This window comes from Nocardia sp. NPDC051929 (genome assembly GCF_044548645.1).
GTDB classification, from domain to species: Bacteria; Actinomycetota; Actinomycetes; order Mycobacteriales; family Mycobacteriaceae; genus Nocardia; species Nocardia sichangensis.
This window is the reverse complement of the sequence record NZ_JBIUCG010000029.1, coordinates 118,021-132,770: the sequence shown is the minus strand read 5'-3', so window position 1 is coordinate 132,770 and position 14,750 is coordinate 118,021. Positions and strand designations below refer to the sequence as shown.

Genomic DNA, 14,750 nt, shown 5'->3' with positions numbered 1-14,750 from the left:
CCCCTCCCCCCCCAACCACCCCACCCCCCACCCCCCCCCCCCCGCCCCCCCGCCCCCCCCCCCCCCCCGCCCCCCGCCCGCCGCCCCCCCCCCCCCCCCCCCCCCCCCCCCCGCCCCCGCCCCCCCCCCCCCCCCCACGGCTCGTCCACAGCGGTCAACGGTCCTCGGTGAGAACAGGTTTGAGATCGAGGATCGGTGTGCCGTGCACAGCTTCGAGGTTGCGGACGTGGATGCGGGTTCCGGTGACGGCCAGGACATGGACGCTGTGCAGACCGATCGGATTGGGCCGATGTGGGGCGCGGGTGACGAAGACGCCGGTGGTCGCGCGAGTCGCGTCACCACGCGGGTGGATGGTGAGTGTTTCGCGGTCGGCACGATCGAGCCAGGTCAATACCAAGATGTCCATGCCGGCGGCGAGTCCGTCGAGGGCGGGGGCATATCGGTCATCGATGACCAGCCAGGCCGGCGGGGCTCCTTCATCGGGTTGGCGGGGAGCGGTGGCGGGGTCGGTCAGCACGGATTCGACGTGCCCGATCGGGCGCAGCGTGTAATCGGTCATGATGTCCTTGCCGTTCTCGCAGGTGGTTCGAGCCCGTTGCCCTCGGGCGTCGAATCACCCAAGAGCGACGGGCTCGGCTTTCAGAATATTGCCGATATCAGGACTGCCGGATCACCGCGAGGTCGAACTCCAGCGTCACCTTCGGAGCGACCATGCCCGCGGCCGCCTTCCAGTGCACCCCCCAGTCCTTGCGGTTGATCGTGGTTGCGCCGGTGAAGCCGACTCGGAGGGCGCCGTTCGGGTCGTTCCGCACGCCGGCCAGTTCGAAGTCGACGGTCACCGGCTTGGTGACACCGCGGATGGTCAGGTCGCCGGTGACCTGGACTGTGGTCTCGTCGACCCGCGCAACTCCGGTCAGGGCGAAGGTGATGGTCGGGTGGTCATCGGCGCCGAGGAACTTTCTGCCCAGCAGATCATCGCGCCGCCGGTTGCGGGTGTCGATGCTCGCGGCCTGGATCCGCAGCCCGCCGCTGGACTTCGAGGGGTCGCCGAAGTGCAGATGCGCGCTGCCGTCGAATTCCCCGAAACTCCCGCGCACCCGGGTGGCCATGGTGTGCCGGGCGATGAAGCCGATTCGTGTGCGGGCGGTATCGATGACGAAGTCGCCGGTCAGGTCGGCGAATTCGATGGTGGTTGACATGGTCGGTCACTCCTGGCGAGGTCGGATGGGTCGGGCGAGCCGGCCGCTCGAAGCGTGGTGCGGTAACGCGGGTCTCACGCCCGGCCGGGATCGCGGGTGATGGTGCGCGCGATGGCGAGGGCGGCGAGTTTGTCGGGGTTACGGATGCCGTAGCCGTTGACGATCACGTCGTCGACGATGTCCAGCACGAGAACGGCCTCCAGATGGTCGCCGGTGTAGATGGCGACCGCGGGCTCGCTGTTGCAGTTCACCGGCTCGATCCGCATGCCGGGCCTGCGGTGCACTGCTTGCAGCAGGTTCAGCAGAATCGTGGCAACTTGCTCGGCGCCGGTCATCACCAACTGGCGTACCGCGGTGATCTTGCCGCCGCTGTCGGTGGTCCAAGTGACATTCGGCGCGAGCATCGACAGCAGGCCCGCCAGGTCACCAGTGGTCGCCGCCGTCATGAATTTCTCGGTGAGTTCGGCGATGCGGGCGCTGTCGTACGGCCCGAACCGGTTGCGTCGCGACCGGACGTATTCGCGGGCGCGGTAGGCCATTTGACGCACAGCCGCCGCGGATTTGCCGACCGGTGCGGCGATATCGTCGTAACCGAAGGCGAATACTTCGCGCAGCACGAACACCGCGCGTTCATCCGGGGTGAGCGATTCCAGCAGCACGAGCATCCCCATCGAAACCGACTCGGCGAGAACCAGATCACCCGCGGCATCGTGCTCGGTGAGCAGCAGCGGCTCGGGCAACCATGGTCCGATGTATTCCTCGCGGCGGCGAGCGCTGAGCCGCAGCGCGCTGAGCGCCTGCCGGGTCACCACCTGCGCGAGATACGATTTGGTGTCCCGCACCGTCGCAAGGTCCACCTGGGCCCACCGCAGGTAGCTGTCCTGCAGCACGTCGTCGGATTCGGTCGCCGAGCCGAGGATTTCGTAGGCGATCGTGAACAGCAACGGCCGCAACAGGGTGAACCGCTCGGCATGCTCATCGGTAGTGCTCACGAGTTGGCCGCCATCTCCGAATCGGACAGCGGGAGCCGCCTGCCGCCCTTGAGCCAGAACAGCGAGCCGGGCTTGCGGGCTTCCCATCGAATTCCCCACAGCGTCCACTTGGTAGCCGTCTCCTTGATCGGCGCGCCGATGCGGCCGGAGATATGGGCGTTCATGGGTGTGTCGTCCTTGTGCGCGAGCTGCACGACGCCCGCGCGGCGGCCGAGGCTGACGTTGGATCCGAGGAACGCCATGTCCAGTGCCGCGGGCGCAGTGCCTGCGATGCGGGCCAGCACCGTGTCGGCGGCGTGAGCGCCGAGCGGCCCGGCGGCTTGGCAGCTCATGCGCAGCGGCTGGTTCGACGGGGCGGCGGCGTCCCCGGCCGCGACGATACGGTTGTCGTCGACGCTGGTCAGGGTCTCGTCGGTGAGGAGCCGCCCGAGAGCGTCGGTGTGCAGGCCGCTGCGTGTGGCCAGCTCCGGCACACCGAACCCGGCGGTCCAGATGGTGACCGCGCTCGGCGCCACGCAGCCGTCGGACAAGACGATCGACTCCCGCAGGACCTCGGCCACCCGCACATTCTCGAGCACATCGACGCTGTTGCGGGCCATCCACCGGGCCACCACCCGTCGCGCCCGCACCGAGAAACTCGGAGCCAATCGATCGCCGCATATCAGTGTGACGGCGCGCCCCTGTTCGGCCAGTTCGGACGCTGTTTCGATCCCGGTGAGCCCGCCACCGACCACGGTGATCGGGGCCTGCGTCGGCAGCTCTTCGATGGCGGCCCGCAGGCGGTGAGCGTGCTCCAGTTCCGCTATGGGGTAGGCGAATTCGACCGCTCCCGGCACTGTGGTGGGCGGGGCCGCGGTGCTGCCGACCGCGTAGACGACATAGTCGTAGTCCAGTGCGCGGCCCGATGCCAGCTCTACGGTCCGCGAGGCGGTATCGATGTGGGTGGCGTCATCGACGACCAGGCGCACACCGTCGCCGAGCAGCGGGCCGTAGTCCGCCTCGGCCTCTCCGGTACCGGCCACGAATTGATGCAGCCGCAGTCGTTGGACGAAGGTCGGGCGAGAGTTGACCACGGTGATCTCGACGTCGTCGCGCTGTCGCAGTCGATTGGCTGCCACGGCGCCGGCATAGCCGCCGCCGATGACCACGACCTTGAAGCTGGTGCTGTTGTGCTCCGTCATGCCCACGAGACGCTGCCGACCGCCGAGAAATAACAGTAGGTGATGCAGTTCACTGACCGGTCAGGCCTGCCGGCGAACTCACCGCTCGCAGTCGCGGTTGTGGTGCGGCGTCCAGCGTGCGGCCCGTCTCGCCGGAGGACCCGCGGAGTGGGCGGCGTCCGAGGTCACCGCCCCCGAATCACCCCGGCTCGCTCCCCGCTGGACGATCACAGTTCGCGCAGTTTTCGTCAGGCGGCCTGTGCCGCGGGGTCCGGCTTCGGGGCGACGACCCGTTCCCGGGTGCGCAGCGAAGCCCACAATGCGGCGGTGGCGGCGGTGCACGCCGCGGCCCCGCCCACGTGCACGACGACCAGCGCCGCAGGGACGTCGGTGAAGTACTGCACGATGCCGACCAAACCCTGTGCGCACACCAGTCCCAGCAGCACGAAGAGGCGGGTGCGCACGGCGGGTGTGATACCGACCGCGAACAAACCGAAGGCCAAGCCGATCAGCAGAGCGAGGTAGCCGACGAGCAGTTGCGAGTGCAGATGCACCAGGGTGACGATCTCCACCTGCAACCGCTCTACGGGACGTTCGATGCTCTTGTCGCCCGCGTGCGGGCCTGCGGCGGTCACCAGGGTGCCCGCGACCAGGACCGCCGCGAGCGCGACCCCCGCCAGCGCGGTCAGCCAGCGCAGCGGCGCGGGAGCCTGCACGGTGTCGATGCCGTCGTCGGGTTCACCGATCTTCGCGTACAGCACCACCGCGAGCCACACCATCACCATGGACGCGAGCAGGTGCGTCGACACGGTCCACCACAGCAGTCCGGTGCGCACCGTGATGCCGCCGATGACCGCCTGCACGACGGTGCCACCGGGCATCAGCCACGCGTACACCAGCACCTCGCGGCGGCGGCGCGCCCGGGTCACGGCCAGCACGATCGCCGCCGCGCACAGCGTGACCACGAAAGTGAGCAGCCGGTTGGAGAACTCGACCGCCTGGTGGATGGCCGGGACCTCCGACACCGCGACCGGCGTGAAACTACCGGGGAAGCACTGCGGCCAGGTCGGGCAGCCCAGCCCGGACGCGGTGACGCGCACGACCGCGCCGGTCACCGAAATGCCCGCCTGGGAGAGGATGACCGCGAGCGCGATCAGGCGCTGCACCCGCGAGGAGGGCAGCGGCAGCTTGTCGACGAGTCGCAAGAACGCGCGATACAGCACGTCGAAAATGGTAGCCGGGCCGGATCCGGCGGTTTCATCCGGTCTACTACATTTCGTCGTTGAAGCTCAGTGGAAGCGGAACAGGCGGGTGGCCGCGACGCCCGACACCGCGCCCCACACCGCGAGCACGGCGATCCCGAACCAGTCGACGCTGGTGTGCATCGCGCTCTCCAGCGCTTCGGCCAACGCCCCCGAGGGCACCAGCCTGGCCAGTACGCTCACCACCGTGGGCAGGTCGTCGGAGGCGAACACGATGCTGGCGACGCCGAGCATGACGAACCACAGGATGTTCGCCAGCGCGAGCACCACCTCGGCCTTGAGAGTGCCGCCCAGCAGCAGGCCCATCGCCGCGAACGTCGCGGTGCCGAGCGCGATCACCGCCGCGCCCAGCAGCAACCCGAGCGGTTCCGGCCGCCAGCCCAGCGCGAAGCCGATGAGGCCGAGCAGCACGGCTTGCAGCACGACCACGATGAGCACCGCCGCGCACTTGCCCGCGATGACGCCCCAGCGCGGCAGCGCCGTCGCGCCGAGCCGCTTGAGCGCGCCGTAGCGGCGGTCGAAGCCGACCGCGATGGCCTGACCGGTGAACGCGGTGGACATGACGGCCACCATCATCACCGCGGGCACGATCTTGTCCACCCGGTCCGCGCCGAGGTCGCCGAACGGCAGCAGGCTGAGGCCGACCAGCAGGGTGATCGGGATGAACATGGTCAGCAGCAGTTGTTCGCCGTTGCGCAGCAACAGGATCAGTTCGAGCCTGGTCTGCGCGAGCAGCATCGCGGCGCGGGTGCTCGGACGCGGGGCGGGAGCGAAAGTGCCCGGCGCGAAACGGTTGGCGGTCCGGTCGTGCTCGCTCATCCGCGCAGGTCCCGTCCGGTCAGTTCGAGGAAGACGTCCTCGAGGCGGCGCTGGTCGATCCGGATGTCGGTGGCCAGCACGTCCATCCGCGCGCACCACGCGGTGACGGTGGCGAGCACTTGCGGATTGATCTCGCCCTCCACCAGATAGGTGCCCGGCGTGGTCTCCCGGGGCGTGAAGCCTTCGGGCAGGGCGTTGGCCAGCAGTTCCAAGTTCAGTTTGGGCGGGGCGCAGAAGCGCAGCTGCCCGGCCGCGCCGTGGGCGGTGACCTCGGCCGGGGTGCCGGAGGCAACGATGCGGCCGTGGTCGATGATCACCAGTTGGTCGGCGAGCTGCTCGGCCTCGTCCATCATGTGCGTGGTCAGCACGACGGTCACCCCGTCGCGGCGCAGGGCATCGATCAGCTCCCAGACGATCAACCGGGCCTGAGCGTCCAGCCCCGCGGTTGGCTCGTCGAGGAACACGATTTCCGGCTTGCCCACCAGTGCGCAGGCGAGAGCGAGCCGTTGCTGTTGTCCGCCGGAGAGACGGCGGTAGGGGGTGCGGCGGTTGTCCTGGAGGCCGAGCGTGCGCAGCAACCAGTCGGGGTCGAGCGGGTCCGCGGAGTAGGCGGCCACCAAATCGAGCATCTCGCCCGCCCGCGCACCGGGATACGCGCCGCCGCCCTGCAACATGACGCCGATGCGGGGGCGCAGTCGTTCGGAATCGGCGACGGGGTCCAGGCCGAGCACGCGCACCGTGCCCGCGTCCGGCGCGGCGAATCCCTCGCACATCTCCACCGTCGTGGTCTTGCCCGCGCCGTTCGGGCCGAGCAGCGCGAGCACCCGCGCCGGTTCCACCTCGAACGTCAGGCCGTCCACCGCGGTGATCTGGTCGTACCGCTTGACGACGCCGTCCACGCTGACAGCAGGCCCGGAAGCTGTCGTCACGACGCCGCCTCGCCGGCGCTCGATTCCGGCGCACCCGGTGATGCTGTGTAGACGGCTCCCTCGCCACGCTCGGTCACGATGTCACACCGTAAGAGGTGGGCACCTGTGACGGAGCCGACACCCCCGTCTGCCCGCGCCAGGGCAGCGAATTGCGCGTGATCACGATGAACAGCACCCCGACGATCACGGTGGCGATCGCGGCGCCCACGATCTGGAACACCTCGAGATCGGCGCCGCGCGGCATCAGGATCACGCTCACGATCGCCGAGAACGCCACCGCCGGAACGCGGAACACCGGCCTGGTCGCCCACGCGGCCATCGGGACGATCGCCCACAGCAGATACCAGGGCTGCACCACCGGGAAAAGCAGCACGATCGCGCCGAGCGCCACGCCGAGCGCGCCGACCGGATGCAGCCGCCCGGTGCCGGTGGCGACCAGCATGCGCACCGTGAAGAAGCCCGCGACCAGTGCCGCGATCGGGCGGGTGATGCTCAGCAGCGCGGTGGTGTGATCGCCGAGCCCGAGCAGCACGCCGCCGAATCCGGTGATGATGCCCAGCACCGTGGGCAGCGACATCCAGCTGCGCACCACGCTCGCGGTGTTCAGCGTGTAGATCCAGCCGAAGCCGAGCCCGCTCACCGAACTGATGAAAAGCGTTGTGCCGATGGCTATCGCGCCGAGCATGGCGGCCGCGACGGCCACCGTGCGCAGTGAGGCTCCCCACCTGCGAGCCAGCGCCATGCCGACGAAACCGAGCGCGATGATCGAGGTGAACTTGATCGACGACGACAGCGTGATGATGACCGCGCCGCCGATCAGCCGCGCATAGGCGCGGCCGTCGAACGGGTGGGTGTCCTCGATGGCGCGCAGGCAGAACTCCAGGCCCGCCAGCATCAGGCCGAGCATCAGCGCGTCGTTGTGCACGCCGCCGACCAGATGGAACAGCACGAGCGGGTTGGCCGCGCCGAGCCACAGCGCGCTGACCGGCGCGACGCCGCAGCGCACCGAGAGCCGGGGCAGTGCCCAGACGATCAGCGCGACGCCGCCGAGCGCGAGGATCCGGTGCACCCACACGCCCGCGATGATGTTGTCGCCGGTGAGTTCGGCGATGCCGCGGCCGATCCAAAGGAACAGCGGGCCATAGGGCGCGGGGGTGTCACGCCAGATGGTCGGGACGTTGTTGGTGAGGACGTTGTCGATCCCGAGCCCCGCGACCGGGCCTTCCTCGTAGGGGTCGATGCCGCGCGCGGCGATCTCGCTCTGCGCCAGATAGGAGTAGACGTCGTTGCTGAACAGCGGAGGAGCGACGCTGAGCGGGATCAGCCACAGCAGCAGCGTGCGATCGAGTTGCGATCGGGTCAGCCGGTGCAGTGGTGAGCCGCCGATACCGCCCACCGCGAACCGGCCCAGCAGCAGCCAGGCCAGCACCACGACGACGGTGCCGGTCATGCACATGGCCAGCGAGCCGGTATGGGCGCGGGCGAAGATGCCGAGCACCCGGACGCCGGACGTGGGGTTCTGGTGCACCGGCTGCGCGCCGATGCCCAGCGCGCTGATCGCCATCAGCACCGTGCCGGTCGCGCCCATCAGGCGGATCCGGTCGAGCTGCGCCAGCTCCTTGCGATCGAGACCGGGCACCTCCGACTCGTCGCGATGCAACACCGCGATCGTGTGATCGGCCGCGGGCACGTCGAGTCCGAGTGCCCGGCGCCCGAACGCCAGTGTCCTGCGCCGCGCGCCCTCCAGTACCGCCACGCCACGAAGCCTAGTGGGTGTGCCCGCGACCTCGTCCGAGGTCATCCGGGGAGCGAAGCGACCATCGGCGTTCGCCCACCACCCCGTCGCGCGCCCTAATTCTCGGCGCTACGCGCTGGCACCCATAGTTCGACCGGAGATGGGCTTGCCGTTGTATATTCCGCCAGAACAATATCCAGGAGTGCCCACCGCTCCCGCCACGGCATGACCACCGCCGGCTCGGCAGATGGATTCGGTTTTCAGGAGCATGCCGCGCTGATGCTGAAGGCGGGATGTGATCGGTGCGGTCGTCGGCTCGTCACCAGCCTCGGACCGGCCCGCCACTGTCCCGTATCTCCGATGGGAGTCTGTGCCGTCAGTCGAACTGACGCAGCCGGGCCGCGAACTGTGTCATCACATCGGAGTTCCATCTCAGGGTGACGCCTCGCGGGAGAGCATGTCGAGGTCGTCGGTAGAGCGCGCTCGGATAGGCACTGGGTAAATACGATCGGACGGTGACAGATGAGACGAACCAGCAGCACATGGTCAGTCGGCGGTCGGTCGTGATCGGATCCGCGGTGGCTGCCGCAGGCGTCGGAATCGGGGCCGCAGCGGCGAAGGTGGGCGATACGGACGACGTGACCGCCGAAGATTCGTTCACTGTGGTCGACAATCGCGGCAAGCAACGGTTCCTGCTGGCAACGGCGAAGCCACCCATCATCCTCGGAGGTAAGACGTATCCGCCACAGATGCGGCAAGGGCCTGATGCCACGTATCTGCTGTTCAACGACGAGAATGGCGACGAAAAGGGTGGCATCACCGCCTCCAGCGTCGGCGCGCAGATCGCGTTGGACTACCCCAACGGGGATGCGATCCACCTGGGGGCCAATTGGGAGGACGCGCCTGCCGGTGCTGCACTGACCATGAAGCACATAGGTGATCCCAACACGCCGCTCGAGGAAGCGACTCACGCGATGGGTCTGCGACTGTTCGCTGACACCGAGAACGGAACGGGGCTGACACTGTGCGATCCGCAGGGACGGCCGCGAATTCAGTTGCGCGTGGCCATGGACGGCACGCCATCGATCGCAATCCTCGATGAACAAGGCGCAATCGTGAAGCAGCTGTAGATCGTTCCGCCCGGACCGGCGGCGCTCACACGGCACAATCGACGCATGGTTTCGGAGTCCAGGCGGCGGATCGAGGTGGCCGCCTCCGGGCTGCTGGCGCGGCACGGGTATCACGGGTTCGGTCTGAAGGCGTTGAGCGAGGCGGCCGAACTGCCGTACGGCTCGATCTACCACCACTTTCCGGGCGGCAAGGAGGAGATCGCGGTCGCGGCGATCACCGGGACCGGCGTGCTGACCGGCCGGATGATCCGGCAGGCGCCGACCGACGTCTTCGCCACCTTGGCCACGCTGTTCGAATTCATGGTGGGCAAGCTCGCGGATTCGGAATGGACCGATGGGTGCCCGATCGGGACGCCCGCGTTGGACGGCGGCAGCGACGTGGCGGCGGTGCGCTCGGCCTGTGTGCGCGCCTTCGACACGATGGAGCAGGCGTTCGCCGGGCTGCTCGCCGAACTCGGCCTCGGCGGGGAGGATGCGGCCGAACTAGCCGCCACGGTGGTCGCCGCCTACGAGGGGGCCACCATCCTGGCCCGGATCCGCCAGACGGACGCACCGCTGCGCACGGTCGCGAAGTCGATGGAGCGGCTGATCCGGGCGACCTTCGCGGCGGCGGGAATCGGTGGCGCGGTACCGACGGCGGAAGGTTCGGACGAAATCGAAGCCGATGCGGCGTTGCCCGGAAATTTTCCGGAAATGCGCGCCGAGCAGGGAGATTCGAAGTGAAGCAGTTGACTAGAAAGAACGTTCTAGCGACACTCGGGCGATGAAGCGACTAATGCTGACCGGCCCCGGTGCGATGCGCTGGGAAGACCACCCCGAACCCGTCCTCAGCGGACCCGATCAGGCGCTCGTTCGGCCGGTCGCGCTGGCCACCTGCGACATCGATCCGGCCGTACTGCGCGGCGCTTTCCCGCTACCCGGGCCGTATCCCTTCGGGCACGAGGGAGTCGCCGAAGTGGTCGAGGTGGGGCCGGGGGTCCGCGACGTCGCGGTGGGCGACCTCGTGGTGGTGCCGTTCCAGATCTCGTGCGGCGTCTGCCGGGCGTGCGCGCGCGGCCGGACCGGGAACTGCACCAGCCATCCGCGGCTGTCCAGTTTCGGCCTCGGTCCGATGGGCGGGCTGGACTGGGGCGGGTTGTGGGCCGACCTCGCGCTCGTGCCGCACGCCGACGCCATGCTGGTCCGCCTGCCGTCCGGTGTCGACCCGGTCTCGGTGGCCAGCGCCAGCGACAACATCCCGGACGCCTACCGCTCGGTCGGCCCCCAGCTGGCCGCCGATCCCGCCGCCGAAGTCCTGGTGATCGGCGGCCCCGCCGCGCCGTCGATCGGTCTGTACGCCGCCGGGCTCGCGGTCGCGCTCGGCTCCGCCCGTGTGGTCTATCTCGACGACTCCGACCAGCGGCTCGAGATCGCGAAATCGCTCGGCGCCGAGGCGATCGAAGGCCCGCGCGACGCCCGGGTGGGACGGTTCCCGATCGTGGTCGAGGCGGCCGGCGGGGCGAAGGCGCTGCGCGCGGCGATCGATGCGGCGGCGTACGACGGCTGGTGCACGAGCGTCAGCGTGCAGTCGCAGGATGTCGCCCTGCCGATCCTGGACATGTACACCCGCTGCTGCACCTTCCACACAGGTCGCGCGCACGTCCGCCCGGTCATTCCCGAGGTGCTCGATCTCGTCGCCGCGGGGCGCTTCGACCCGTCGCTGGTGACCACCGTGACGGCCGCGTGGGACGAGGCGGTGGACGCGCTGCTGGAGACGCCGATGAAACTGGTCGCCGTGCGCTGAGCGCCTGTGACGAATCGCACTGCGTGCCCTGTCCCCGACCCCGATAGGAGGGCTGTCCGCTCGGCGCTCGACGCCCGGAGTCGTGCGGACGCGGCTCGCCTGGTTCCGAGCGGCGTTTTTTCTGCGCAGGTCAGCCGGAAAAGTCGTGCTGTGACCCGGCATCGCGTCGGGTGGACACCTGTCCGGCACGGCGGCATGGGGCCCTCCACCGTGCCGGAATCGCCGCAGGTCGACGGGGCCGCTGACTCAGGGCACCCTTATTAGCTTTCGGGAACGAATTCCGCCACACTGATGTTGTGAAAACCGTGGGTTTGCGGAGGAACGACGAAGGAGCCGGTCGCAAGGCCGACGCCGGGTCGGTTGCTGCGCCCGCGACGGTCGGCGGCGAAGGGCATACCCGAGCGGCCATCGTCCAGCTGCTGCTGGAGGAAGGACCGATCACCGCCACCGCCATCGGGAACCGGCTCGGCCTGGCCCCGGCGGGCGTGCGCAGGCACTTGGACGCGCTGATCGATTCGGGTCAGGCGCGGGCCGGTCGATCGGCGCCCTGGCAGCAGAAAGGCCGGGGCCGCCCGGCCAAGCAGTACCAGCTCACCGCGGCCGGACGCGGCAAACTCGGCCACGCCTACGACGATCTGGCCGGAGCCGCCATCCGGCAGCTCGGAGAGATCGGCGGCGAACAGGCCATCACCGAGTTCGCCCGCAAACGAGCACGCACTATCGTGGCCGGGATCGAACCGGTCGGTGAGCACACCACGGAACAGACCACGGCCAAGGCCGAGGAGATCGCCGAGGCGTTCACCGACGCCGGGTTCGCGGCCACCACCCGCAAGGTGGGCACCGGCGTGCAGATCTGCCAGCACCACTGCCCCGTGGCGCACGTCGCCGAGGAGTTCCCGCAGCTGTGCGCGGCGGAGCTCGAGGCGTTCCGTGAGCTGCTCGGCACCCATGTGCAGCGGCTGGCCACGATCGCCAACGGCGATTGCGCGTGCACTACGCACGTGCCGCTGCTCGTCCTGCCCGCAGGCCGGACCGAAACTTCAGCACCAACCGCTGCACAGCCCGCAGCGGTACGAACGAACGACTCCGGAAGGAGTGCCGAATGACGACGACCACCGACCAGGTGCAACCGCTCACCCAGGAAGAGGCGATCGCCTCCCTGGGCAAATACGGTTACGGCTGGGCCGATTCGGATGTGGCCGGCGCCAGCGCGCAACGAGGTCTGTCCGAGGCGGTTGTCCGCGACATCTCGGCGAAGAAGAACGAGCCGGAATGGATGCTCGAACAGCGGCTGAAGGCGCTACGCATCTTCGATCGCAAGCCCATGCCGATCTGGGGCTCCAACCTCGACGGCATCGACTTCGACAACATCAAGTACTTCGTGCGCTCGACCGAGAAGCAGGCCGCGTCCTGGGACGAGCTGCCCGAGGACATCAAGAACACCTACGACAAGCTGGGCATCCCCGAAGCGGAGAAGCAGCGGCTGGTCGCCGGTGTCGCCGCGCAGTACGAGTCCGAGGTCGTGTACCACCAGATCCGCGAGGACCTGGAGGCCCAGGGCGTGATCTTCCTGGACACCGACACCGGTCTGAAAGAGCACCCGGAGATCTTCCAGCAGTACTTCGGCTCGGTGATCCCCGCGGGCGACAACAAGTTCTCCGCGCTGAACACGGCCGTGTGGTCGGGCGGCTCGTTCATCTACGTGCCGCCGGGCGTGCACGTCGACATCCCGCTGCAGGCCTACTTCCGGATCAACACCGAGAACATGGGCCAGTTCGAGCGCACCCTGATCATCGTCGACGAGGGCGCCTACGTGCACTACGTCGAGGGCTGCACCGCGCCGATCTACAAGTCGGACTCGCTGCACTCCGCGGTGGTGGAGATCATCGTGAAGAAGGGCGGCCGCTGCCGCTACACCACCATCCAGAACTGGTCGAACAACGTCTACAACCTGGTCACCAAGCGGGCCAAGGCCGAGGCGGGCGCGACCATGGAGTGGATCGACGGCAACATCGGCTCCAAGGTCACCATGAAGTACCCGGCGGTCTGGATGACCGGCGAGTACGCCAAGGGCGAAGTGCTGTCGGTGGCGTTCGCCGGCGAGGGCCAGCATCAGGACACCGGTGCGAAGATGCTGCACCTCGCGCCGCACACCTCCTCGACCATCGTGTCGAAGTCGGTGGCGCGCGGCGGCGGCCGGGCCTCCTACCGCGGCCTGGTGCAGGTGAACAAGGGCGCCCACGGCTCGAAGTCGACGGTGAAGTGCGACGCGCTGCTGGTCGACACGATCAGCCGCTCCGACACCTACCCCTACGTCGACATCCGCGAGGACGACGTGACCATGGGTCACGAGGCGACCGTCTCGAAGGTCTCCGAGGACCAGCTGTTCTACCTGATGAGCCGCGGCCTCACCGAGGACGAGGCGATGGCCATGGTGGTGCGCGGCTTCGTCGAGCCGATCGCCAAGGAACTGCCCATGGAATACGCGCTCGAGCTGAACCGCCTGATCGAACTGCAGATGGAAGGAGCCGTCGGCTGATGGCCGTGGAGAACGTAGCCGAAGCCGCCGAGGCTCGTACCCCTGCGATCAACAAGGGCGAGGTCTTCACGTCGTTCGACGTGAACGCCTTCGAAGTGCCTTCCGCGAAGGACGAGGCGTGGCGGTTCACCCCGCTGCGCCGTCTGCGTGGACTGCAGGACGGCACCGCGGTCCGGGACGGCCGCACGGGCGTCGAGGTCGCGGCGGCCGAGGGCGTCACGGTGGAGACGGTCGAACGCTCCGACGCCCGCCTCGGCGAGGCCGGCGTGCCGTCCGATCGCGTTGCCGCGCAGGCGTACTCGGGCTTCGAGCAGGCCACCGTCGTGACGGTCGGCAAGGAGGTCGAGGTCGCCGAACCGGTGACGGTCACGATCACCGGGCCCGGCGAGGGCAAGACCGCCTACGGGCACCTGCAGATCCGGCTGGAGCACTTCGCCAAGGCCACCGTGGTCATCGACCAGCGCGGCAGCGGAACCTACGCGGAGAACGTGGAATTCGTGCTCGGCGATTCCGCCAAGCTGACCGTGGTGGCCGTGCAGGACTGGGCCGACGACGCGGTGCACGCCACCGCCCACCACGCGAAGCTCGGCCGCGACGCCACGCTGCGGCACACCTCGGTCACCCTGGGCGGTGATCTGGTGCGCCTCACCGGCAACGTCCGCTACGACGGCCCCGGCGGCGACGCCGAACTGCTCGGCCTCTACTTCGCCGACGCGGGCCAGCACTTCGAGCAGCGTCTGCTCGTCGACCACGCCGTGCCGAACTGCAAGTCGAATGTGCTGTACAAGGGCGCGCTGCAAGGCGACCCGCACTCGCCCAAGGGCGACGCCCGCACCGTGTGGGTCGGCGACGTGCTCATCCGCGCCGCCGCCGAGGGCACCGACACCTTCGAGGTGAACCGCAACCTGGTGCTCACCGACGGCGCGCGGGCGGACTCGGTGCCGAACCTGGAGATCGAGACCGGCGAGATCGTCGGCGCCGGACACGCGTCCGCGACCGGCAGGTTCGACGACGAGCAGCTGTTCTACCTGCGCGCCCGCGGTATCCCGGAGGACGCCGCCCGCCGCCTGGTGGTGCGCGGTTTCTTCCACGAGATCATCCAGAAGATCGCGGTGCCCCAGGTCCGGGAGCGGCTGGAGGCGGCCATCGAGGCCGAACTCGCCGCCATCGGCGCCTGATCAACGACCCCATACCTGGCAAAG

The 14,750-nt window shown here is 68.9% G+C and carries 14 protein-coding genes; 6 read left to right on the top strand and 8 right to left on the bottom strand.

The window, feature by feature from the left end; genetic code table 11:
• Positions 1-154: 154 nt before the first annotated feature.
• From tsaA to mptB, 8 genes are all read right to left on the bottom strand, one after another.
• A complete protein-coding gene (tsaA, locus tag ACIHAX_RS33030; protein WP_355070812.1) occupies positions 155-559 on the bottom strand; it encodes a tRNA (N6-threonylcarbamoyladenosine(37)-N6)-methyltransferase TrmO in 405 nt (134 codons plus the stop codon).
• A 97-nt stretch (positions 560-656) separates the two neighbouring features.
• Entirely contained in the window at positions 657-1,199 is a 543-nt protein-coding gene (locus ACIHAX_RS33025; RefSeq protein ID WP_397281509.1) for a YceI family protein, read from the bottom strand.
• 74 nt (positions 1,200-1,273) lie between these two features.
• Complete coding sequence (sigJ, locus tag ACIHAX_RS33020) at positions 1,274-2,191, bottom strand: RNA polymerase sigma factor SigJ (RefSeq protein WP_397281506.1); 918 nt, start codon at positions 2,189-2,191, stop codon at positions 1,274-1,276.
• Positions 2,188-3,372 carry an NAD(P)/FAD-dependent oxidoreductase gene (locus ACIHAX_RS33015; protein ID WP_397281504.1) on the bottom strand — a complete coding sequence of 395 codons (1,185 nt, stop codon included), beginning with the start codon at positions 3,370-3,372 and terminating at the stop codon, positions 2,188-2,190. The genes sigJ and ACIHAX_RS33015 overlap by 4 nt, the downstream gene beginning before the upstream one ends.
• Positions 3,373-3,599: 227 nt before the next feature.
• Entirely contained in the window at positions 3,600-4,574 is a 975-nt protein-coding gene (locus ACIHAX_RS33010; protein ID WP_355070819.1) for a heme A synthase, read from the bottom strand.
• 66 nt (positions 4,575-4,640) lie between these two features.
• The gene (locus tag ACIHAX_RS33005) at positions 4,641-5,432 is read right to left on the bottom strand and encodes an ABC transporter permease (RefSeq protein WP_356961827.1); all 792 of its coding nucleotides are present in this window, start codon (positions 5,430-5,432) and stop codon (positions 4,641-4,643) included.
• The gene (locus tag ACIHAX_RS33000) at positions 5,429-6,361 is read right to left on the bottom strand and encodes an ABC transporter ATP-binding protein (RefSeq protein WP_355070823.1); all 933 of its coding nucleotides are present in this window, start codon (positions 6,359-6,361) and stop codon (positions 5,429-5,431) included. Before ACIHAX_RS33000 ends, ACIHAX_RS33005 begins: the two co-directional genes overlap by 4 nt.
• A gap of 73 nt (positions 6,362-6,434) precedes the next feature.
• Positions 6,435-8,162: a polyprenol phosphomannose-dependent alpha 1,6 mannosyltransferase MptB gene (mptB, locus tag ACIHAX_RS32995; protein ID WP_397281502.1), complete on the bottom strand. Its 1,728-nt coding sequence runs from the start codon at positions 8,160-8,162 to the stop codon at positions 6,435-6,437.
• Positions 8,163-8,611: 449 nt separating this feature from the next.
• Between mptB and ACIHAX_RS32990 the strand changes: the two genes are divergently transcribed.
• From ACIHAX_RS32990 to sufD, 6 genes are all read left to right on the top strand, one after another.
• Positions 8,612-9,226, top strand: coding sequence for a hypothetical protein (locus ACIHAX_RS32990; protein ID WP_397281500.1), 615 nt, complete (start codon positions 8,612-8,614; stop codon positions 9,224-9,226).
• Between the two features lie 45 nt (positions 9,227-9,271).
• Positions 9,272-9,949 (top strand): TetR/AcrR family transcriptional regulator, encoded by a 678-nt coding sequence (locus ACIHAX_RS32985; RefSeq protein WP_364431226.1) that lies wholly within the window; start codon positions 9,272-9,274, stop codon positions 9,947-9,949.
• Positions 9,950-9,989: 40 nt separating this feature from the next.
• Positions 9,990-11,009: a zinc-binding dehydrogenase gene (locus ACIHAX_RS32980; RefSeq protein ID WP_397281497.1), complete on the top strand. Its 1,020-nt coding sequence runs from the start codon at positions 9,990-9,992 to the stop codon at positions 11,007-11,009.
• A 296-nt stretch (positions 11,010-11,305) separates the two neighbouring features.
• On the top strand, positions 11,306-12,115 hold the full coding sequence (locus ACIHAX_RS32975) for a helix-turn-helix transcriptional regulator (protein ID WP_397281495.1): 810 nt from the start codon (positions 11,306-11,308) through the stop codon (positions 12,113-12,115).
• Positions 12,112-13,548, top strand: coding sequence for a Fe-S cluster assembly protein SufB (gene sufB / locus ACIHAX_RS32970; protein WP_067801810.1), 1,437 nt, complete (start codon positions 12,112-12,114; stop codon positions 13,546-13,548). The genes ACIHAX_RS32975 and sufB overlap by 4 nt, the downstream gene beginning before the upstream one ends.
• The gene (gene sufD / locus ACIHAX_RS32965; protein ID WP_364431219.1) at positions 13,548-14,726 is read left to right on the top strand and encodes a Fe-S cluster assembly protein SufD; all 1,179 of its coding nucleotides are present in this window, start codon (positions 13,548-13,550) and stop codon (positions 14,724-14,726) included. The genes sufB and sufD overlap by 1 nt, the downstream gene beginning before the upstream one ends.
• The last annotated feature ends 24 nt before the right edge of the window (positions 14,727-14,750 follow it).